The sequence below is a fragment of the uncultured Flavobacterium sp. genome (assembly GCF_963975005.1).
Classification (GTDB): Bacteria; Bacteroidota; Bacteroidia; order Flavobacteriales; family Flavobacteriaceae; genus Flavobacterium.
This window is the reverse complement of sequence record NZ_CAXBFR010000046.1, coordinates 1-20,772: the sequence shown is the minus strand read 5'-3', so window position 1 is coordinate 20,772 and position 20,772 is coordinate 1. Positions and strand designations below refer to the sequence as shown.

Here is a 20,772-nt window from a genome sequence, read left to right as displayed (position 1 = left end):
TAATAAACTAAAAAATCAGTATACTAATTATCAAATTAGAAATGGCATGTATTATATACTTGCCCCTCAAAACGGATATATCAATAGAGCTTTACAATCAGGATTAGGAGAAACTATTAAAGAAGGAACACCTGTTGTTAGTATAATGCCTTCAAATTTTGATATTGCGGTTGAAACTTATATTTCACCAGTAGATTTCCCATTAATCAATAAAGGTGAAAAGGTCAGAGTTTGGTTTGACGGTTGGCCTTCAATCGTGTTTAGTGGTTGGCCTGGTGCATCTTATGGAACATTTGGTGGCATAATTGTAGCTAAAGAGAATTTCATTAGTGAAAACGGAAAATACAGAGTACTAATAGCACCTGATGCTTCTGAAAAAGAATGGCCTAAAAAATTAAGTATTGGAGCAGGAACACAAACCATTGCATTATTAGATTCTGTTCCAATTTGGTTTGAGATTTGGAGAACACTAAATGGTTTCCCTCCAAATTATTACATCACAGAAAAATCAATTACAGAAAAAAAATAACAATGAACAAAAAAATTATTTACCTAGTACTGTTCTTTACAAGTTTTTTATTTGCACAAGAAAAGAATTTAAAAGAGTTTTCATATAATGAATATTTAGGTTATGTAAAAAAGTTTCACCCTTTAGTAAAACAAGCTAATTTAAAATTGAATGAAGCACAAGCTTTATTAATGCAATCACGTGGTGCGTTTGATCCAAAATTGGAAGCTGAATACAATGAAAAACAATTTTCAGACAAAAATTACTATTCTATTTTTAATGGAAGTTTTAAAATACCAACTTGGTACGGTATAGAAATAAAAGCAGCATTTGATAATAACGAAGGAATTTATGTTAATCCAGACATGACTTTGCCAAATAGTGGTCTAACTTCATTAGGAATAACCGTTCCAATAGGTCAAGGTTTATTCATAAATCAAAGAATGGCTGATTTAAAAAATGCCAAATTACAACAAACTGTAAATGAAGCTGAAAGAAATATAGAAGCCACTGACGTTTTACACAAAGCCTCTTTAGCTTATTTTGAATGGAAGAAAAACTTTAGCGAAGTTGTACTTTATGAAGATTATTTAAAAAATGCTATAACACGTTACAAGGGTGTTTTAAAATTAATTGAGCAAGGAGACAAACCTGCAATTGATAGCACAGAAGCAGGAATAACAGTAAAATCTAGAAGATTAAATTTAGAAAGTTCAAAATTAAAATTACAAAAATCCAGGTTAGATTTGTCTAATTATTTGTGGTTAGAAAATAACGTTCCAATAGAGTTGGATGAAAATCTACTGCCAGAAATGACACTCTCAAATACAATTAAGGAAACTTTAGAAATTAATAATTTAATTAATTTTGAAATCAACAATCATCCAAAAATAAATGCTTTATCTACAAAAATTGATATTTTAAAAACAGAACAAAAATTAAGTGCAAACATGTTGTTACCCAAATTAGATTTAAGTTACAATTACATTTCCGAACCTAGTGCTTTTGATAACTATAGATTTGAAGATTATAAGGTCGGTGTAAATTTTTCATTCCCAATCTTTTTACGAAAAGAAAGAGCCAAACTAAAATTAGCTAAATTAAAAGTACAAGATTCTGAATTTACGCTAGCATCAGAACGCGTTAGTTTGAAAAATAAAATTGAAGCACAACAGGTTGAAATTACTTCTTTAGAAAAACAAATAAGTATAAATACAGAATTAGTTGAAAGCTATAACACTATGCTTTCTGGAGAAGAACGTCTATTTACTTTAGGTGAAAGCTCAATATTTTTAATAAATTCTAGAGAAAATAGCTTAGTTAGCTCACAAATTAATGTGCTAAAATTAGAAAATGAATTCTATAATTCTATTGTTAATTTGTATAAAACGATTGCAAATCCTAATTTATAGGATTAAAAAATAAAAGTACTTCAACAAGCTCAGTGTGACAATTATTTAATTAATTAATAATATGTAAATATGAATCTATTATTTCTAAATTTAAAAAGTTACCAATTTAAATCCGAGATGTCAGCCTGAGCTTGTCGAAGGCATTTTTAAGCAAAAAAAATCCCGATTTACATCGGGATTTTTCTTTGTTTTTAAAAGAAATATTAAAAACGACCTCCACCTCTATTGTTGTCTCTGTCGTTATAACCACCTCTTCCACCACCACCTGTGTTTCCACCGCGGTTATTGTTAAAGCTTCTTCTTTCTCCTTCTGGTTTTGGCTCTGATTTGTTAACTACAATAGTTCTTCCATCAATTGAACCTCCGTTTAACTCATCAATTGCTTTTTGAGCTTCTTCATCATTTGGCATCTCTACGAAACCAAATCCTTTACTTCTACCTGTGAATTTATCAGAAATGATTTTTACTGAATCAACAGCACCATACTCTTCAAAATAACCTCTTAAATCTGCTTCCTCAATACTGAATGGAAGACTTCCTACGAAAATGTTCATCTAAAAATTGTTTTATTGGCACAAAGATAATCTTTTAAATAATACAAAAATCATTTATCCTACTTTATTTTTTAAAATATTTATATGAATATTTTTATTTATTAATTTGTAATCATTTGAATTACATGCAATTTACCATTTCATAATACTCCCTTTCTATTCTTTCTTGATGAGTTGGATGTGCAATTCTAACCAACTCTTTTATTCTTTGTTTTAATGTTTTTCCATATAAATCGGCAATTCCATATTCTGTAATTATATATTGGACATGCGAACGCGTTGTAACTACTCCTGCTCCTTGTTTTAAAAACGGAACAATTCTACTTTCACCCCTTTTTGTAATTGATGGTAATGCAATAATAGCTTTTCCTCCTTCACTTAATGATGCTCCACGGATAAAATCCATTTGACCACCAACTCCCGAATACATTCTACTACCAATGGAATCTGCACAAACTTGACCCGTTAAATCTACTTCAATTGCCGAATTAATGGCTACCATTTTTGGATTTTTGCGAATTCTGACAGTATCATTTACCGTTGAAGATTCTCTCATCTCTATAAACGGATTATCATTAACAAAATCATATAATCGCTTTGAACCCATTAAAAAAGTTGCCAATGCTTTGCCTCTTAATGTTCCTTTATAATTACAATTGATAATATCTTTTTCTATTAAATCTATGACTCCATCAGAAAACATTTCTGTATGCAAGCCTAAGTCCTTATGATTTGTCAATTTACTCAAAGCTGCATTTGGAATAGATCCAATACCCATTTGAAGGGTGCTTTTATTTTCTATTAATGATGCAATATAACTACCTATTTTTTCCTCCACAGGTGTAAACGGAACAACATCATGACCATATATTGGGACATTTACATCTACAAGAAAATCAATTTCAGATTCATGAAGAATTCCATCTCCAAAAGTTCTTGGCATTTGAGGATTAACTTGTGCAACAACTATTTTAGCCATTTCAATAGCCGCAATTGAAGCTTCTACAGAAACCCCTAAAGAACAATACCCATGTCTATCTGGTGGAGAAACATGAATAAAAGCAATATCTAAAGGCAATACATTTTTCCTAAACAACCTGGGCAATTCACTTAAAAAAACAGGTGTATATGAACCATTTCCTGCTTTTAACGTGTGACGAACATTTGCACCAATGAAAAAAGAATTTACATGAAAACTTTCCCTCAATTCTGGATTTGCATAACGGGCTTCTCCTTCAGTATGTAAATGACAAATTTCTATATTTCTTAATTCTGAAGCTCTTTCTGTTAATGCATTTGCTAGTATAGTTGGAGTTGCTGCAGCTGCTTGCAAATATACTCTATCTCCAGATTTTACAACTTTTGCAGCTTCTGCTGCTGTGACATATTTTGACATACCTAATAATTTTACACAAAGATAATTGCTAAAATATTGTTACAATATGATATTCCTCATCTTTAACGAATAGTTGTTAAATGTTTATAGTCCTAGCCCAGATGGTAACGGCATCCTTTTTTGTATCGTCCTTATAACGATACAAAAAAGATATAGCGGACAGCTGGAAATAGCTTCAAAAAAAAGGCAAAAATAAATTGAATAGAAAATTGTACTTTTGCATTTCTGAAATAGTTATGATTTACAAAACATAAATATAAATTTATATTCCCTCATGACATTCAATGTGACCTTTTAAAACAATAAATAACTACATATTAAATTTAGAATATGATAATTATAAAAACCCTTGAAGAAATTGAAATAATGCGTGAAAGTGCGTTAATCGTTTCTAAAACTCTTGGTATGATTGCAAAGGAAATCAAACCTGGTGTAACCACTTTATATTTAGACAAATTAGCCGAAGAATTCATTAGAGATCATGGCGCAGAACCTGGTTTTCTTGGGATGTATGGATTTCCAAATAGTTTATGCATGAGCCCAAATACACAAGTAGTACATGGAATTCCCAATAATACTCCGTTGGTTAATGGTGACATTATTTCGGTAGATTGTGGAGCTTTGAAAAACGGCTTTTATGGTGACCATGCGTATACTTTTGAAGTAGGTGAAGTGGATGAAGCAACAAAAAAGCTACTACAAATTACAAAAGAATCATTATACGAAGGCGTTAGAGCTACTAAAGTAGGAAATCGTGTAGAAGATATTGGAAATGCTGTTCAAGTATATTGTGAAGCTCATGGCTATGGTGTGGTTCGTGAATTATGTGGACATGGTTTAGGAAGAATGATGCACGAAGACCCAGAAGTTCCTAATTACGGAAAACGTGGTCGTGGAAAAAAATTAGTAAATGGAATGGTGATTGCTATCGAACCTATGATTAATTTAGGTACAAAAAACATCAAACAACATAAAGACGGTTGGACAATTACTACAGCTGACAATAAACCTAGTGCTCATTTTGAACATGATGTTGCAATTGTTGATGGAAAACCAGAGTTACTTTCTACGTTTGCATATATTTATGCAGCTTTAGGAATTGTGAGTAACGAAGAAGATGGATTGCGTCAGAAAGCTTTAGTACTATAAGCTACTATTAATCCAAACCATATAAGTCATTTAAGTTTTATCTATTAACTCTTAAAACTTATGTGATTTATATGTTTGAAAAAACCATGAAAAAAATATTCAAATTCATTCTTAATACTATTCCTAGACCTATCTTAATAAGATTAAGTATTGTGGTTCGACCAATTTTAGCTTTTTTACTGAAAGGAAATCGTTTCACAGATCCAATCGACGGAAAAAGTTTTAGCATGTTTTTACCCTATGGTTATGGAACACAACGAAATAATGTTTTATCACCGAGTACACTTTCTTTAGAGAGACATCGTTTGTTGTGGCTTTATTTGCAGAACGAAACCCCCTTTTTTAGTTCTGAAACCAAATTAAAAGTCTTGCATTTTGCTCCTGAACAAGAATTTTACAAGCGTTTTAAAAAACAATCAAACATTGAATATACTACAACTGATTTACTTTCACCTTTAGCAGATGTAAAAGCAGATATTTGTGATTTACCTTTTGAAGATAATCACTATGATATCGTTTTGTGTAATCATGTTTTGGAACATATTCCTGACGATACTAAAGCGATGCAAGAATTATATCGGGTTTTAAAACCTGGCGGAATGGGTGTTTTTCAGATTCCTCAAGATTTATCTCGTGAGGTTACTTTTTCAGATGATACAATTACTAATCAGAAAGAACGCGCAAAAATCTTTGGTCAATACGATCATGTACGCGTTTACGGAAGAGATTATTTTGACAAGTTAAGAAGTATTGGCTTTAAGGTTGAAGAAGTTGATTATACTAATACGATTTCACCTAAATTAGTGAAAAAATATTGTTTAGCCAAAGGAGAAATTATCCCAGTTTGTTATAAGTAATTTATTGAACCAAACGCTTGAAATTTTCTGTTTTAAATTGTTGCACTTTGTTATTTTCATCACGATAAATCAACAGTACATGTAAATCCTTATGTTTTTGAGCAAATTCAATTCCTTGTTTAATATCCAAAACCATAAAAGCAGTTGCATAACCGTCAGCCATAATACAAGTTGGCGCTAAAACAGTTGCACTTAAAACATTTCCTTTTTGAGGTTTTCCTGTTTTTGGATTTATGGTATGAACAAATTTTTCACCAGTAATAGAATCTGTAACAACTTTTCTGTAATTACCTGAAGTCGCCATTCCTAGATTTTCAATTTTAATTTTAGCAATTAAAGTTCTTTCATCAGAACTTTGTAATGGGTCATCAATTCCAATAATCCAATTTTTATTATTGATTGTGTTCTTTCCAAAACCTAGTAATTCTCCGCCAATTTCTACAATTCCGTTTTCAATTCCTTTTGATTTTAAGAAATCTGCGACAACATCTACTGAATACCCTTGTGCAATTGCATTAAAGTCGAAATAGGTTTCTTTGTGAAGTTTTGAAATGGTTTTGTTTGCATTTAATTTTACTTTATCAAATCCTACAAAATTCAATAAACTATCAACTTGTGTCTGATTTAAATCTTTTCTTTGATGACTTGGCCCAAAACCATAAGCATTCACTAAAACGCCAATTGTTGGGTCAAAAAGGCCATCTGCTTCTTTAAAAATTTGATTGGATGCTTTGAATGTTTCCACAAAAAAATCGTCTACAATTACAGTTGAATCACCATCATTAATTTTAGAAATCTTTGAATCATCACGATAGGTCGAAAGAGATATGTCAAAAGCTAGTAATAAAGAGTCAATTTGTACTTTCGAAACTAATTCTTCATTAGCAATATATTTTATATTGTAAGTACTCCCTTGTGCTTCTCCTTGAATAATTTGAAATGATGGTTCGTCTTTTTTACAAGAAACGAAAATTAAAATCAAACCTAAAAAACTAAATAATTTCTTTATATCCATTATAATTGATGATGTAATCTGATGAGGTGTAAACTGGTTTTTCAAAATCTTCTGCATTTGCTATTCCAACTCCCGCAAATAAGACTTTAGCATTTTTCTTTTTGGCATGACTTAAAAAAGTCTCTATAAATAATAAATTGGGTTCATCTGGATTTATTGGGTACGGAACCGCTTGAACCATCACAAAATGTAATGTGTTTTGCGTATCAACACAAATAAATTGAGGATGTTTTTTTAGTTGGCTATTGATTGCAATGAATTCAAACCCTTTTTTTTCAAGGTCTTTACCTACATGATTCATGGCGATTTGATGTAATTCTTGTTCTGAAAGTTCTTCCATAAAGCAAAGATAATAAAATTGAAAATGTAAAATTTAGAACAAATCATAAAATAAAAAAAACCGACTCATTTCTGAATCGGTTTTGTGTTTTTTAGATTATCCTCCAAAGTCATCAAATCTAATATTGTCTGGATCTAAACCAAAGTCTTCACCCATTTTTTGCACAGCTTGGTTCATCATTGGTGGTCCACAGAAATATAATTCAATATCTTCTGGCTCTTCGTGTTTAGATAAATAATTATCAATTACTACATTATGAATAAAACCAACAAACCCATCCCCTTCACCTTCAATAGATTCTTTTATTTTCCAATTATCTTCAGGCTGCGGTTCTGAAAGTGCTAAATAGAATTTAAAGTTAGGAAAGTCTTTCTCTAAAGCTCTAAAGTGATCGGTATAAAACAACTCTCTTTTAGAACGTCCACCATACCAATAAGTAACTTTTCTTCCCGTTTTAATAGTACGGAATAAGTGATATAAATGAGAACGCATTGGCGCCATACCAGCTCCACCACCTACATATAACATTTCAGATTCAGATTCATTGATAAAGAATTCACCATAAGGACCTGAAACTACAACTGGATCACCTGTTTTTCTTGAAAAAATATATGAAGATGCAACACCAGGATTTACTTTTGCCCATCCGTTAATATTTCTATCCCATGGTGGAGTAGCTACACGAACGTTTAGCATAATTTTTCTTCCTTCTGCTGGATAAGAAGCCATTGAATAAGCTCTTTCAACCAACTCATTATTATTCATTACTAATGGCCATAAATTAAATTTATCCCATTCAGCTTTAAACTTTTCTGGATCACCAGGATGTTCTTCTGGGTGAGCAGTAATATCTATATCAGCAAATTTAATTTCACATTCAGGAATTTCAATTTGAATATATCCACCTGCTTCATAATGCATATCGTCTGGTAATTCAACTACGAATTCTTTTATGAATGATGCAACATTGTAGTTTGAATAAACTTTAGCTTCGAATTTTTTAATTCCAAATACTTCTTCTGGAACTTCGATAACCATATCATTCTTAACTTTAACTTGACAACCAAGTCTCCAACCTTCAGCTAGTTCTTTTCTAGAAAAATGCGGCACCTCTGTAGGTAAAGCTTCTCCACCTCCTTCAGTAACGATACATTTACATTGAATACATGTTCCACCCCCACCACATGCTGATGGTAAGAAGATTTTATTGTTTCCTAATGTAGACAACAAAGTACTTCCTGATTCAACTTCAATATTACTTTCGCCATTAATTTTAATATGAACTGGCCCTGAAGGTAATAATTTTGCTTTTGCACCTAACAACATTCCCACTAAAAGGAATACTATTGTTAAAAAAACTAATACACTTAATACTATTTCCATAATCTTATCTTTTTCTGATTATATTTTAATACCCATAAAACTCATAAAACCAAGTGCCATTAATCCAGTGATTATGAAAGTAATTCCTAATCCTTTTAATGGAGCTGGTACATTTGAATAAGTTATTTTTTCTCTAATAGCAGCAATTGCAACAATAGCTAAAAGCCATCCAATTCCTGACCCAAAACCATAAGTTATTGCTTGTGAAATTCCTGTAAATGCTTTTTGCTGCATAAACAACGAACCTCCTAAAATAGCACAGTTCACAGCAATTAACGGCAAGAAAATACCCAAAGCACTATATAAGGCTGGAGCAAATTTTTCTACTACCATTTCTACTAACTGAACCATAGAGGCGATTACAGCAATAAACATAATAAAACTTAAGAAACTTAAGTCTATTGAAGCATAATCACTTCCTAACCATGCTAATGCTCCTGGTTTTAAAAGATAGTTATCTAATAAATAGTTAATTGGAACTGTAATTGCTAATACAAATACTACGGCAACTCCTAACCCAACGGCTGTCTTAACAGTCTTTGATACTGCTAAGTAAGAACACATTCCAAGAAAATACGCGAAAATCATATTTTCAATGAAGATACTTTTTACAAATAAACTTGCTAATTCTTGCATTTTTATATTTTTTTAATAGCTAAGCTATATTAGTTTTCTATTAATTTACGGTTTCTTGCACGTTGAGCCCAAATAATAAGCCCTACTACAATCAAGGCCATTGGTGACAACAACATCAATCCATTGTTTTCATATCCCATTGCGTATAATCCTGTTGAATCTGCAATAGTTGCACCTTTATGTCCAAGAATTTCAATTCCGAATAATTTACCAGAACCTAATAACTCTCTAAAGAAAGCTACCATTACTAAAATTACACCATATCCTAAACCGTTTCCAATTCCATCAACAAATGCTTTTCCTGGAGGATTTGCTAAAGCGAAAGCTTCTAAACGCCCCATTACAATACAGTTGGTAATAATTAATCCTACGAATACTGATAATTGCTTACTAACATCATATGCATATGCTTTTAACACTTGGTCAACCAGAATTACCAAAGCTGCAACAACTACTAATTGAACAATAATACGAATACGATTAGGGATTAAGTTTCTCATCAAAGAAACTATTAAGTTACTAAAACCCGTAACAACCATTACTGACAATGCCATTACAATAGCTGGCTTTAATTGAACTGTAATTGCAAGTGCAGAACAAATACCCAATACTTGAACCGTAATCGGATTATTGTCGTCTAATGGATCAACCAATAAAGATTTAATACTATTTTTTTCTGCCATGACTTATTTTTTTAATTTATCAAAATATCCTTGGTAATGTGCTAATCTCTCTGCAATCATTTCTGAAACACCATTACTTGTAATAGTAGCTCCAGAAATTGCATCAACATCATTTGGAGTAGCATTTGCTTTTACAACTTCAACACCAACAATTTTACCTGATTCATTTCTAATTTTTTTACCTACAAAACGATCTTGAAACCATTTTTGGGTAATTTCTGCTCCTAGACCTGGAGTTTCCCCTTTGTGATCAAACACAGTACCTTTTACAGTATTCATGTCAGAATCTAAGGCAACATAACCCCAAATTGCATCCCATAAACCAGCACCTCTCAAAGGGATGATGTAAAAACTTTCCCCATCTTGTTCTGCAACATATAAAGGATAAGTTTGTTTGTCTACAGGTTTTGCTAATTCTTCTTTTAAGTCTACGTTAAATGCATTAATATCTGGCTTTACTGAACCATCTTCACTTAATGAAAGTTGTTGTTTAACAACATCACCAAACTTTGCAGTTGCAGCTTCTCTATCTACATCAACTCCTACCGAAGCAAGAATGTTTTGCATTTTTTCTTTCTTTACATTTTCATCTTGTGCAGGTTTTAAGGAAGTCGCAGTAAAAGCTAATAAAGCTCCAACAACGATAACCATAATTCCGGCAAACAAAAATGTATATCCATTACTATTTCTATCCATGATTAAACGGTTTTAAGTTGGTTAACAGCAGCTCTTTTCTTTCTTCTGTTAACATTAGATTGAATTACATAATGATCAATAGTAGGAGCAAAAACATTTAACAATAATATTGCTAACATTATTCCTTCAGGATAAGCAGGATTAAAAACTCTAATTAGTATTCCAAAAACACCAATTAAAAATCCATAAATTACTTTTCCTGTATTAGTCTGAGCTCCAGAGACCGGGTCAGTTGCCATAAAAACAACACCAAAGGCTAATCCTCCAACAACTAAATGATTAAGTCCAAAGTTCATGAGAGCATTTGCTCCCCAAGCTTCAAATCCAAGCGCCATAATTGCAGCTCCAATAAATCCGCTCACTATAATTCTCCAACTGGCTACACCTGTAATAATCAAAATTGCAGCTCCAACAAGAATCCATAAAGTTGACGTTTCTGCAACAGAACCTGGAATATAACCTCCAAACATATCCATTGTATTGTAACCAACTTCTTTACCTGCAGCTAATTTACCTAAGATAGTTTCTCCTGAAATTCCATCGACAGTAGTCGCATCGGCAACCCAAACTTTATCACCTGACATAAATGTAGGATAAGCAAAGAATGCAAATGCTCTTGCTACAAGTGCAGGATTTAATATATTCATTCCTGTACCTCCAAAAGCTTCTTTACCAATTACAACTGCGAACACTACAGAAAGCGCTAACATCCATAAGGGCAAATCAATCGGCATAATCATCGGAATCAATAAACCAGTTACTAAGTAACCTTCATTAACTTCGTGACCTCTATATATTGCAAATACGAATTCGATAGCTAAACCAACTCCGTAAGAAACAATAATCATTGGTAATATTTTCCATAATCCAAATAAGAATAATGGCATAAATGTCATATCAGAACCTTCGATTTGAGAAAAATGTTGTAATCCTGCGTTGTACATTCCAAAAATCAAAGCTGGAACTAATGCTAAAATCACAGTAATCATTGTTCTCTTCAAATCTACCGCATCACGAATATGAGCACCTTTGTGCGTAGTATGATTAGGCACGTATAAAAATGTATCTAATGCATTAATAGCTGGTGCAAATTTTTCAAACTTCTCACCTTTACCAAAAGGCTTTTTAATTTGATCTATTTTATCTCTTAAAAATTTCATATCTATCCTACTTCTTTTATCATTAAATTTAAAGCTTTACGAATAATCACTTGAGCTTCTAATTTAGATGTGTTAGTATAATCAATCAATGCAAAATCTTCTGGAGCTACTTCATATATTCCAAGATTCTCCATTTTATCTATATCATTTGCGATACAAGCTTTCAATAATTGCATTGGATAAATATCCAGTGGCATTACATTTTCCATTTCACCTGTAACAACTAAAGCTCTTTCCTCTCCATTTAAATTAGTATTAGGAGCATATTTTTTTCCAGGCATTAACCATGACAAACCTGTACGTTGAGCACTATGAATACTTGGGCTTGCAAATGGCATCCATCCAAACATTCTATATTGATCACCTTCAGGAATAACAGTTACAGTATTGCTATAAAAACCTAGAAATCCTTTATAAGCAACTTTATTACCTGTAAAAATATCTCCAGAAATAATTCTAACGTTATCTCCTTTAATTTTTCCATCTACTAAATCGTTAATTTGAGCGCCCGAAATAATTGTATAATACTGTGGATCTTTAACTTCTGAACCCGAAAGCGCAATAGTTTTCGATGCATTAAATTTTCCGGTTAAGAAAAATTCTCCAATAATTGCGACATCTTGAGGAGCTACTGTCCAAACTCGATCACCAGCATTAATAGGATCAATTTTAGAAATCTGAACACCAACATTTCCTGCTGGATGTGGCCCATATACTTTGTGTATTGAAGCACCACTAACATTTTCTATCGCAGCTTTTCCTTTACCTTTTACCGATAAATGAACTTTTCCGGAAGTCAATTTTGCTAATGCGTCAATTCCTGCTTGAAATGCTTCTGTTTTATTTTCTAAAACGAAATCAACATCTGCAGCTAAAGGTGCTGAAGCAAAAGCAGAAACAAAAATTGCTTTTGGTGTGTCTGCTGAATTAGCAATAACATCATAAGGACGTTGATTGATAAATGGCCAACAACCTGAAGCTAACAATTGTTCTTTTACTTCTTGTGAAGTTAAATCTTTTGGGTTCTTTTTGCTATGCTCTAAGTGAATATCTTGAGAATCTGCAGTGATAAGAATTTGTAAAATAACTCTTTTATCACCACGTGTGATTTCTTGGATTGTTCCACTAACTGGAGAAACAAACTTTACTGACTCATCATTTTTTGAGTAGAAAATTATTTCACCTGCTTTAACTTTTACCCCTTCCTTAACAACCATTTTTGGTGTCATTCCGTGAAAATCAGAAGGATTAATAGCATAGACTTTCGAGCGGGAAACTACAGAAACTAATTTTTCTGCATTACCCTTCAATTTAAGGTCTAAACCTTTTTTAATTCGAATGTCTTTTGACATGTTTATTGAAGATATGGTTAGTACTATTTTATAAAACGAGCAAATTTAATCATTTACCAATATGCTTACCAAATATTTAACCATGTGATTTTGCTATTTAAAACAATTCTAAATAATTGTTTTTTAGGATTCAAGCATAATTATTGCAAAGTTATTTTTAGATTTACTAAATTTACACAATACTATACATAGTTTCATGACAAAATTACTCACCTTATTATTGATTATAACAGGTTTTACTAGTGCTTTTTCTCAATCACCAATTGAACAAGAAGTTATTCCACCCTATAATATTAAAGCTGTTTCATTTCACCAAAGAGACTCTGTTGCAACTCCATTCTTTAGATTAGGTGATGGTTTTGAACTACAGTTTGATGATTTATTTGGGAATGAAGCAGATTACTACTACACAATTACACAATATAGTTACGACTGGAAACCAACTAACTTAGCAAAAGTTGAATATTTACAAGGAATGGACAACCAACGCATTATGACATATGAAAATTCGTTCAACACTTTGCAACTGTATTCACATTACGTTCAAACATTTCCAAATCGTTTTAATCAAATTACAAAAAGCGGAAATTATATTGTAAAGGTGTTTAATGATGAAAAAGAAATTGTTTTTTCGAGAAAATTCATCATTTATGAAGACATTGTTTCTGTACCAGCAATTGTAAGAAAATCCAGAAATATTCAAACTGTTCAAGAAAAACAAAACTTGGACTTCACCATAAATTTAGGAGAAACAATTTATCAAAATCCGAAGCAAAATATTAAAATAAGTATTTTTCAAAATGCCAAATGGGACACAGCAAAACACAACATCGCACCTCAATACACAATTGGTAATGAATTGATTTACAGATACAATGAAGAAACCCAATTTTGGGGTGGAAATGAATTTTGGAATTATGAAAACAGCACTATAAGAGCAACAAGTAACTCTGTCTTAAAATATACTGCTGGAGACATTTACAACACTCATCTTTATGTAAATCATGAAAGAAAAAACAAGATTTACACCTATTTTCCAGATATAAACGGAAGGTTTTTAATTTATAATAGAGGAGCGGAAAACTCATCCATTCAAGCTGATTACACTTGGGTTTATTTTACGTTAGACGCAGCAACGACATTTACAAATAACAACATTTACGTTGGCGGAATGTTTAACAACTATGCCAAAATAGATGAATACAAAATGGAATACAACAAAGAAAGTGGCTTCTATGAAAAAGCAATTTTAATAAAACAAGGTTTTGTAAATTTCGAATATACTTTAACAGACAAAAACGGAAAAGTTGATAGCGAAAACGCCATTGACGGAAACTTCTCTCAAACAGAAAACCAATACAACATCATAGTTTACTACAGAGGAAATAATGATAGATATGATAGAGTAATAGGAAACGGATCAACTACATCAAAAGTTATTAAAAATTAATGTCCAAAAAAAAATTAAGACAATATAGAGGAACAAAATGTTTAAACTGTGAAACAGCATTAGACATTAGCGAAAAATATTGCCATCAATGTGGACAATTAAATTCGACCAAAAAATTAACAATTAAAGATTTTTTTGAAGAATTTTTATCTAATTTTTATGCTTACGATTCACGTTTAAGAAATTCAATTATTTCAATATTTACAGAACCAGGAATTTTAGCCAAAGAATTTAACGAAGGAAAGCGTCAAAAATATGCAAATCCTTTTCGTTTTTTTTTGAGCGTTTCTATTGTTTTGTTTATTACTTTTAATTTAAGCTCAGATGATTCAACAGATATTAATATTAACAACAATAAAAACCTTGAACAAAAAAATGATATTAGCAATGATAGCATAAAGTTAGAAACCGACCTCGTTAAACTTGATTTAGAATCAGTAGATAAATCAAAAAAAATTAATTACAGTAAAGATTCTATTTATACTGAAAAAGAACTAAACAAAAATCAAAACGGACAATTTTACAGATTATCCTCTTTTAAAAATTATCACACCAAAAACCCTGAAAAAAACACAGATGAAAGCTTAAAGGAATTAAAATTTGAAAACTCAAGAATAAATAAATTCTTATTCAATAAAGCTAAATTATTAAAAACAGATGATGTCAATAAAGAAATACTAGATTATTTCTATCAAAAACTTCCATTCTTAATCTTCTTGAGTCTCCCTATAATCACAATCATATTTTGGCTAGTTTACATTAGAAAAAAAATTAACTATACGGAACATTTAGTGTTTTCATACACTTACTTTACCTTTATGTTTATTTGTATGATTGTATTCAATTTGATTGATTTAATTAGTCCAAATTTATCAAATATAATGTCCGCTTTATGTTTTCTAATATTTTTCCCAATTTATTTCTATAAATCTTTAAGAAATTTTTACCAACAAAGTCGTTGGAAAACCATTTTAAAATTTGTAATTTTGAATCCATTATTCGGATTGTTTTTATTGATTTCAGCAACAATAATGATGTTTATAGGAATTCTTTTATTCTAAAAAAATGGTAACTCAAATAACAAGAGGTATTAAAATTTCAGTTTTGACTAGTTTTGAAGGCACTTACTTCAAGAACTACAAGATTCATTTTGCTTTTTCTTATCAGATTACTATTGAAAACCAAAGTAAAGATTCTGTACAACTAAACTCACGTCATTGGGAGATTTTTGACTCTTTGAACAAAAAAGAAACTGTAGATGGAGAAGGTGTTGTTGGAAAAAAACCAGTTCTAAAACCAGGTGAATCTCACATTTACTCTTCAGGCTGTTTATTAACTTCTCCAATTGGAGCCATGAAAGGTCATTTTAATATGATTAATTTCACTACAACAAGAAGTTTTAAAGTTGAAATTCCCACTTTTAAACTAAGTGCAACTTTTGCATTAAATTAGTTGAGATTCGATCTCAAAATAATTTGTATCTTTTCTAACATACTTTTTGAAAAATCATTTGTATTTTTGCATTCAACTAATTTTTCTACAAAAATAGTAGTGAAATTTCACAAAATTCTAACAATCTAATAACTATATTATGCCAAAAGGATTCTTTCATGTCCCAAAAGCGGTTAACGAACCCGTAAAATCTTACGCTCCAAATTCTCCAGAAAAAGCAGCTGTTTTAGCAGCTTATAAGAAAATGTGGAACGAAACTATAGATGTTCCTATGTATATTGGTTCTGAAGAAGTTCGAACTGACAATACAAAAACAATGTCAGCTCCTCACGATCACCAACATATTGTAGGGAAATATCATTTAGCTGAAAAATCTCATGTAGACGAAGCTATCGCATCTGCATTAGAAGCTAGAAAAAAATGGTCTCAAATGCCATGGGAGCACAGAGCAGCCATCTTTTTAAAAGCAGCTGAATTAATTGCTGGTCCATATAGAGCTAGAATTAATGCAGCAACAATGATTGCACAATCTAAAAATATTTTTCAAGCAGAAATTGATGCTTCATGTGAGTTGATTGACTTTTTACGTTACAACGTAGAATTCATGACACAAATTTATAACGACCAACCAACGTCAAATTCTGATGTTTGGAACAAAGTGGAATATCGTCCATTAGAAGGGTTTGTATATGCAATTACTCCTTTTAACTTTACGGCTATTGCTGCAAATTTACCTGCAAGTGCAGCATTAATGGGAAATACTGTTGTTTGGAAACCAAGTGATAGTCAAGTTTTTTCTGCAAAAATCATTATTGATATTTTCAAAGAAGCTGGAGTTCCTGATGGAGTTATTAATGTTGTATTTGGAGATCCAGTTATGATTTCTGACACTATTTTTGATCATCCGGATTTTGCTGGAGTTCATTACACAGGTTCAACTTATGTTTTCAAAGAAATTTACAAGAAAATTGGAAACAATATTCATACATATAAAACGTACCCTAGAATAGTTGGAGAAACAGGTGGAAAAGATTTCATCGTTGCCCATCCATCAGCTAATCCAAAACAAGTAACAACTGGGATTGTTCGTGGTTCTTTCGAATTTCAAGGACAAAAATGTTCGGCAGCTTCTAGAGCTTACATTCCTCAAAGTATGTGGCCAGCAGTTAAAGAACAATTAGTTTCTGATGTAAAATCTATGAAAATGGGTTCACCAGAAGATTTTGGAAACTTCATTACAGCTGTTATTCATGAAGGTTCATTTGACAAACTAGCTAGTTTTATTGACCAAGCTAAAAAAGATAGTGATGCTGAAATTTTAGTAGGTGGAAATTACGATAAATCTAAAGGTTATTTTATTGAGCCAACAGTTATTGTAACAACAAATCCAAAGTATGCTACAATGGAAACAGAACTTTTTGGACCAGTAATTACAATTTATGTATATGAAGATGCAAAATGGTCGGAAACCTTAAAATTAGTGGATGAAACTTCAGAATATGCTTTAACTGGAGCTATCTTTAGTCAAGATAGATATGCAACTTTAGAAGCAACAAAAGCTTTAGAAAATGCAGCTGGAAATTTCTACATCAACGACAAGCCAACCGGAGCAGTTGTTGGAATGCAACCATTCGGTGGAGCAAGAGCTTCAGGAACCAACGACAAAGCTGGTTCTATGCAAAACTTACTACGTTGGGTTTCACCAAGAACAATTAAAGAAACTTTCGTTACACCAGAAGATTATAGATATCCTTTTTTAGGGGAATAATTTTTAAGCAAGAAGTTTGATATATAAAAAAAGAGATTCTAAATTTAGAATCTCTTTTTTTATATATTTGAATTTCTAACTTACCAATCTATGAATTTAAAACTTTTAGTTTTTATTTTACTTTTTTCAAATATTATTTTTGCTCAAAAAAAAATATTAGTAATAGACAAAGAAAATAAAAAGCCTATACTTAATGTTGCTATTTTAATAAATGACACTGTAAAATACATATCGAATGAGGAAGGTATTATATTTATAAAAGATAAAGACATTAACAAAGAGGTAAAAGTAAAACATTTAATTTTTGAAAAAATAGAGTTAGAAAATTTCATCAATATTGATACGATTTTTTTAAAAGATAAGATAGAATCATTAAATGAAATAATTTTAACTAAAACAAATGAAAAAAAAATTGTAAAAACTGTATTTCCTCCAAACAGTATCTTATCTGAATTTGGGTTTTATAAAGGATGGTCTACAAAATTAGAATCTGAATACGCAACATTTTTAACGAATGAAGATAAAAAAATTGCAAAAATTAAGTCTATAATAATTGAATTAAAAAAAGGTCATTGGGTAAATAAAAAAAATTTAATGATGCCATTTAAAGTAAATTTATATTCTATTGATTCAATTAGCAAGTTACCTTGCAAAAGACTGTTAAATAAAAGCATTATTATTCAAAAAGAGAAAAACAATAATTTAGAAATAGATATATCTGAATATGATATTGATTTTCCAATCTCAGGAATTTTTGTGTCTATTGAAACTTTATCTGCTGAATTTTATGTAAAAAAAGGCTTTAAATATAATGTAGGACCTAGCTTTAAATATTTAAGAATAATTAACCATAAAAAAAATTATACTTTAAGAAAAGAAAATAATAAAGAAGAATGGGAATTAATAAAAACGTTTATTTATAATTTTGGTATAAAAATAATAAAATGAAAAAAATAATAGTACTATTTTTGATTGTATTTTGTAATTCAATCTATTCACAAGAAAAGGAAACAGAAAAAAAATTTGTTTATCCAAATAGAGCTTCTTTGCAAAAAATTATTGACTCACATAAAGGAAGTGTCATATATTTAGATTTTTGGGCAAGTTGGTGCAAGCCTTGTCGTAAAGAAATTAAAAAAATGAAAGGTATTAAAGAATATTTTAAAGATAAGTCTGTTTCATTTATTTATATTTCAATAGAAGGTGAAAAAATTAAGTGTGCAGAAGCTATTGAAAAAGATGGTGTTATTGAAGAAAATTACTTAATGTATGAATTAATTAATGATACAGGTTATAAAGAATTAGATAAAATAAATGCAATCCCTCATTATATTATCTTTAATAAAAATGGAGAAATGGTAAATTCAAATGCACCAAGTCCATCTCAAGAAAGCAAATTAATTAAGGAATTAAACAAATATCTAAATGAATAAAGTTAATTACACTTATCTATTAAGCTTTAAACTTCAAAGGCAAATGCACCACTTTTTTAGTTTCAAAAAAATCTTCTTTAAAATAATTTGATAAATTATATTCAGTAGCTTTTGGAAAACCTTCTAATTCTTTGGTTAAATCTCCACCTTTTAAATATAAAATTCCGTTTTTGAGTTCGTGTTTGTTTTGTTTTTTGATTTTATCTTTAACCCAACTTACAAAATCAGGCATATTCGTAACGGCTCTACTTACGATAAAGTCAAAATCACCTTTTACGTTTTCGGCACGCATTTGTTCTGCTTTTACGTTTTGCAAACCTAAAGCTGTTGCCACTTCATTAACTACTTTTATTTTTTTAGCAATAACATCAATCAAATAAAAACGAGTCTCAGGAAATAAAATCGCTAATGGAATTCCAGGAAAACCACCACCAGTTCCAACATCTAAAATATAAGTTCCTTTTTCAAACTGCTGAACTTTAGCTATTCCAAGAGAATGTAGAATATGTCTAGTATACAGTTCGTCTATATCTTTTCTAGAAATCACATTTATTTTAGAGTTCCAATCTTCATATAAGGCTTGTAGTTTTTCAAATTGTTCGATTTGAATTGGAGTTAAGTTTGGAAACTGACGAATTATTTCTTCCATTTTTTTAATTTTTAACAAAAATACCTATTTTAGTGAACAAAATAACAAATGTTTAGTAATCAATACAAAATTTAATAATTATCTTTGTATAAAATAAGAATACACACTAGTCTGTAAACTTAAATAATTTAGTATCAGATTACAAAAAAATAAATTAATACAAAATAAATGAATACAAATTCACCAACATTTTCAAATAACGACTCTATGAAGTTCTTTAGAACTTTAAACAAGAGAGTTAATGAATATTTCAAAGAAAATAAAATACAAAAAACTGGAAACTGGAAGTTACATTTAAAAACAATTGTAATGTTTACCATTTTCTTAGCACCTTATTTTTTCTTATTGACGATGCAAATGCCAATTTGGGCTTATCTTTTAGTAAACATTGTTATTGGAATTGGAATGGCTGGTGTTGGAATGAACGTAATGCACGATGGAAATCACGGTTCATATTCATCTAAAGGATGGTTAAACAAAATCATGGGTGGAAGCATTTATATCTTAGCTGGAAATGTTTACAATTGGCAAGTACAACACAATGTTTTGCATCATACTTATACTAACATTCACGGTCATGATGAAGATTTAGACGCAGGTAGAGTAATGCGTTTTACAAAGCAAGCGGATTGGAAATACTTTCACAAATTTCAACATATTTATTCTGTTTTTTTATACGGTTTATTAACGTTCAACTGGGCAATCACAACTGATTTCCTTCAAATGAAGCGTTATTTAAAAATAGTAAATGGTGTGCCACTGCTAAGGACAATGATTTTGCAATGGGTAATATATGGATAAACACTCAATTCTTACAATCATTATATGAAGGTAAAATAAAATCTTTTCTAGATAAAGGAGAAACACCAGAAATAAATT

General features: G+C 30.7%; 21 protein-coding genes and 1 pseudogene. 11 read left to right on the top strand and 11 right to left on the bottom strand.

All coding sequences use genetic code 11. The features are described 5' to 3' along the window. A partial coding sequence (locus tag AACZ53_RS07445) for an HlyD family efflux transporter periplasmic adaptor subunit (RefSeq protein WP_339836550.1) occupies nt 1-529 on the top strand: 529 nt, incomplete at its 5' end. A 2-nt stretch (nt 530-531) separates the two neighbouring features. Further along, nucleotides 532-1,920, top strand: coding sequence for a TolC family protein (locus AACZ53_RS07440; protein ID WP_339836547.1), 1,389 nt, complete (start codon nt 532-534; stop codon nt 1,918-1,920). Between the two features lie 203 nt (nt 1,921-2,123). On the opposite strand, the gene AACZ53_RS07435 is transcribed toward AACZ53_RS07440, so the two are convergent. Both AACZ53_RS07435 and AACZ53_RS07430 read right to left on the bottom strand, forming a co-directional pair. Beyond that, nucleotides 2,124-2,474: an RNA-binding protein gene (locus AACZ53_RS07435; RefSeq protein WP_026718257.1), complete on the bottom strand. Its 351-nt coding sequence runs from the start codon at nt 2,472-2,474 to the stop codon at nt 2,124-2,126. Nucleotides 2,475-2,595: 121 nt separating this feature from the next. Next, nucleotides 2,596-3,870 (bottom strand): acetyl-CoA hydrolase/transferase C-terminal domain-containing protein, encoded by a 1,275-nt coding sequence (locus tag AACZ53_RS07430; protein ID WP_339836543.1) that lies wholly within the window; start codon nt 3,868-3,870, stop codon nt 2,596-2,598. Between the two features lie 330 nt (nt 3,871-4,200). Between AACZ53_RS07430 and map the strand changes: the two genes are divergently transcribed. Further along, nucleotides 4,201-5,019, top strand: a complete 819-nt coding sequence (gene map / locus AACZ53_RS07425; RefSeq protein WP_339836541.1) for a type I methionyl aminopeptidase — start codon at nt 4,201-4,203, stop codon at nt 5,017-5,019. An 86-nt stretch (nt 5,020-5,105) separates the two neighbouring features. After that, nucleotides 5,106-5,876, top strand: coding sequence for a methyltransferase domain-containing protein (locus AACZ53_RS07420; protein ID WP_339836538.1), 771 nt, complete (start codon nt 5,106-5,108; stop codon nt 5,874-5,876). A 1-nt stretch (nt 5,877) separates the two neighbouring features. Here AACZ53_RS07420 and AACZ53_RS07415 read toward each other — a convergent pair whose 3' ends face one another. From AACZ53_RS07415 to AACZ53_RS07380, 8 genes are all read right to left on the bottom strand, one after another. Then, nucleotides 5,878-6,891, bottom strand: a complete 1,014-nt coding sequence (locus AACZ53_RS07415; RefSeq protein WP_339836536.1) for an FAD:protein FMN transferase — start codon at nt 6,889-6,891, stop codon at nt 5,878-5,880. Further along, entirely contained in the window at nt 6,869-7,231 is a 363-nt protein-coding gene (locus tag AACZ53_RS07410; protein ID WP_339836533.1) for a Na(+)-translocating NADH-quinone reductase subunit F, read from the bottom strand. The genes AACZ53_RS07415 and AACZ53_RS07410 overlap by 23 nt, the downstream gene beginning before the upstream one ends. Before the next feature lie 96 nt (nt 7,232-7,327). Beyond that, nucleotides 7,328-8,614: an NADH:ubiquinone reductase (Na(+)-transporting) subunit F gene (nqrF, locus tag AACZ53_RS07405; protein ID WP_339836530.1), complete on the bottom strand. Its 1,287-nt coding sequence runs from the start codon at nt 8,612-8,614 to the stop codon at nt 7,328-7,330. An 18-nt stretch (nt 8,615-8,632) separates the two neighbouring features. Continuing rightward, complete coding sequence (gene nqrE, locus AACZ53_RS07400; protein ID WP_339836527.1) at nt 8,633-9,250, bottom strand: NADH:ubiquinone reductase (Na(+)-transporting) subunit E; 618 nt, start codon at nt 9,248-9,250, stop codon at nt 8,633-8,635. Between the two features lie 29 nt (nt 9,251-9,279). Continuing rightward, complete coding sequence (locus AACZ53_RS07395) at nt 9,280-9,933, bottom strand: NADH:ubiquinone reductase (Na(+)-transporting) subunit D (RefSeq protein ID WP_339836524.1); 654 nt, start codon at nt 9,931-9,933, stop codon at nt 9,280-9,282. Nucleotides 9,934-9,936: 3 nt separating this feature from the next. Further along, complete coding sequence (gene nqrC, locus AACZ53_RS07390; RefSeq protein ID WP_339836521.1) at nt 9,937-10,629, bottom strand: NADH:ubiquinone reductase (Na(+)-transporting) subunit C; 693 nt, start codon at nt 10,627-10,629, stop codon at nt 9,937-9,939. A gap of 2 nt (nt 10,630-10,631) precedes the next feature. Then, nucleotides 10,632-11,789, bottom strand: coding sequence for an NADH:ubiquinone reductase (Na(+)-transporting) subunit B (locus AACZ53_RS07385; protein WP_339836518.1), 1,158 nt, complete (start codon nt 11,787-11,789; stop codon nt 10,632-10,634). Between the two features lie 2 nt (nt 11,790-11,791). Continuing rightward, nucleotides 11,792-13,141, bottom strand: a complete 1,350-nt coding sequence (locus AACZ53_RS07380; protein WP_339836516.1) for a Na(+)-translocating NADH-quinone reductase subunit A — start codon at nt 13,139-13,141, stop codon at nt 11,792-11,794. A gap of 196 nt (nt 13,142-13,337) precedes the next feature. Between AACZ53_RS07380 and AACZ53_RS07375 the strand changes: the two genes are divergently transcribed. From AACZ53_RS07375 to AACZ53_RS07350, 6 genes are all read left to right on the top strand, one after another. Then, nucleotides 13,338-14,591 carry a DUF5103 domain-containing protein gene (locus tag AACZ53_RS07375; protein ID WP_339836514.1) on the top strand — a complete coding sequence of 418 codons (1,254 nt, stop codon included), beginning with the start codon at nt 13,338-13,340 and terminating at the stop codon, nt 14,589-14,591. Then, entirely contained in the window at nt 14,591-15,652 is a 1,062-nt protein-coding gene (locus AACZ53_RS07370) for a DUF3667 domain-containing protein (RefSeq protein WP_339836511.1), read from the top strand. The genes AACZ53_RS07375 and AACZ53_RS07370 overlap by 1 nt, the downstream gene beginning before the upstream one ends. Before the next feature lie 4 nt (nt 15,653-15,656). Continuing rightward, the gene (gene apaG, locus AACZ53_RS07365; RefSeq protein ID WP_339836508.1) at nt 15,657-16,043 is read left to right on the top strand and encodes a Co2+/Mg2+ efflux protein ApaG; all 387 of its coding nucleotides are present in this window, start codon (nt 15,657-15,659) and stop codon (nt 16,041-16,043) included. 139 nt (nt 16,044-16,182) lie between these two features. Continuing rightward, nucleotides 16,183-17,811, top strand: coding sequence for an L-glutamate gamma-semialdehyde dehydrogenase (gene pruA, locus AACZ53_RS07360; RefSeq protein WP_339836506.1), 1,629 nt, complete (start codon nt 16,183-16,185; stop codon nt 17,809-17,811). Nucleotides 17,812-17,901: 90 nt separating this feature from the next. Further along, nucleotides 17,902-18,759 carry a hypothetical protein gene (locus AACZ53_RS07355; RefSeq protein WP_339836503.1) on the top strand — a complete coding sequence of 286 codons (858 nt, stop codon included), beginning with the start codon at nt 17,902-17,904 and terminating at the stop codon, nt 18,757-18,759. Further along, entirely contained in the window at nt 18,756-19,244 is a 489-nt protein-coding gene (locus AACZ53_RS07350; RefSeq protein ID WP_339836501.1) for a TlpA disulfide reductase family protein, read from the top strand. Before AACZ53_RS07355 ends, AACZ53_RS07350 begins: the two co-directional genes overlap by 4 nt. 19 nt (nt 19,245-19,263) lie before the next feature. Here the strand turns inward: AACZ53_RS07350 and rsmG are convergent, their stop codons facing one another. Next, on the bottom strand, nt 19,264-19,893 hold the full coding sequence (gene rsmG, locus AACZ53_RS07345) for a 16S rRNA (guanine(527)-N(7))-methyltransferase RsmG (protein WP_339836499.1): 630 nt from the start codon (nt 19,891-19,893) through the stop codon (nt 19,264-19,266). A 168-nt stretch (nt 19,894-20,061) separates the two neighbouring features. Between rsmG and AACZ53_RS07340 the strand changes: the two are divergent. Next, nucleotides 20,062-20,634 (top strand): annotated as a pseudogene (locus AACZ53_RS07340) (fatty acid desaturase); the annotation flags it as partial. Nucleotides 20,635-20,772 lie beyond the last annotated feature (138 nt).

Excerpts from the sequence above, each read along its gene's own strand:
- AACZ53_RS07440 (WP_339836547.1), top strand. The coding sequence starts at position 532 with ATGAACAAAAAAATTATTTACCTAGTACTGTTCTTTACAAGTTTTTTA.
- AACZ53_RS07435 (WP_026718257.1), bottom strand. The coding sequence starts at position 2,474 with ATGAACATTTTCGTAGGAAGTCTTCCATTCAGTATTGAGGAAGCAGAT.
- AACZ53_RS07430 (WP_339836543.1), bottom strand. The coding sequence starts at position 3,870 with ATGTCAAAATATGTCACAGCAGCAGAAGCTGCAAAAGTTGTAAAATCT.
- map (WP_339836541.1), top strand. The coding sequence starts at position 4,201 with ATGATAATTATAAAAACCCTTGAAGAAATTGAAATAATGCGTGAAAGT.
- AACZ53_RS07420 (WP_339836538.1), top strand. The coding sequence starts at position 5,106 with ATGAAAAAAATATTCAAATTCATTCTTAATACTATTCCTAGACCTATC.
- AACZ53_RS07415 (WP_339836536.1), bottom strand. The coding sequence starts at position 6,891 with ATGGATATAAAGAAATTATTTAGTTTTTTAGGTTTGATTTTAATTTTC.
- AACZ53_RS07410 (WP_339836533.1), bottom strand. The coding sequence starts at position 7,231 with ATGGAAGAACTTTCAGAACAAGAATTACATCAAATCGCCATGAATCAT.
- nqrF (WP_339836530.1), bottom strand. The coding sequence starts at position 8,614 with ATGGAAATAGTATTAAGTGTATTAGTTTTTTTAACAATAGTATTCCTT.
- nqrE (WP_339836527.1), bottom strand. The coding sequence starts at position 9,250 with ATGCAAGAATTAGCAAGTTTATTTGTAAAAAGTATCTTCATTGAAAAT.
- AACZ53_RS07395 (WP_339836524.1), bottom strand. The coding sequence starts at position 9,933 with ATGGCAGAAAAAAATAGTATTAAATCTTTATTGGTTGATCCATTAGAC.
- nqrC (WP_339836521.1), bottom strand. The coding sequence starts at position 10,629 with ATGGATAGAAATAGTAATGGATATACATTTTTGTTTGCCGGAATTATG.
- AACZ53_RS07385 (WP_339836518.1), bottom strand. The coding sequence starts at position 11,789 with ATGAAATTTTTAAGAGATAAAATAGATCAAATTAAAAAGCCTTTTGGT.
- AACZ53_RS07380 (WP_339836516.1), bottom strand. The coding sequence starts at position 13,141 with ATGTCAAAAGACATTCGAATTAAAAAAGGTTTAGACCTTAAATTGAAG.
- AACZ53_RS07375 (WP_339836514.1), top strand. The coding sequence starts at position 13,338 with ATGACAAAATTACTCACCTTATTATTGATTATAACAGGTTTTACTAGT.
- AACZ53_RS07370 (WP_339836511.1), top strand. The coding sequence starts at position 14,591 with ATGTCCAAAAAAAAATTAAGACAATATAGAGGAACAAAATGTTTAAAC.
- apaG (WP_339836508.1), top strand. The coding sequence starts at position 15,657 with ATGGTAACTCAAATAACAAGAGGTATTAAAATTTCAGTTTTGACTAGT.
- pruA (WP_339836506.1), top strand. The coding sequence starts at position 16,183 with ATGCCAAAAGGATTCTTTCATGTCCCAAAAGCGGTTAACGAACCCGTA.
- AACZ53_RS07355 (WP_339836503.1), top strand. The coding sequence starts at position 17,902 with ATGAATTTAAAACTTTTAGTTTTTATTTTACTTTTTTCAAATATTATT.
- AACZ53_RS07350 (WP_339836501.1), top strand. The coding sequence starts at position 18,756 with ATGAAAAAAATAATAGTACTATTTTTGATTGTATTTTGTAATTCAATC.
- rsmG (WP_339836499.1), bottom strand. The coding sequence starts at position 19,893 with ATGGAAGAAATAATTCGTCAGTTTCCAAACTTAACTCCAATTCAAATC.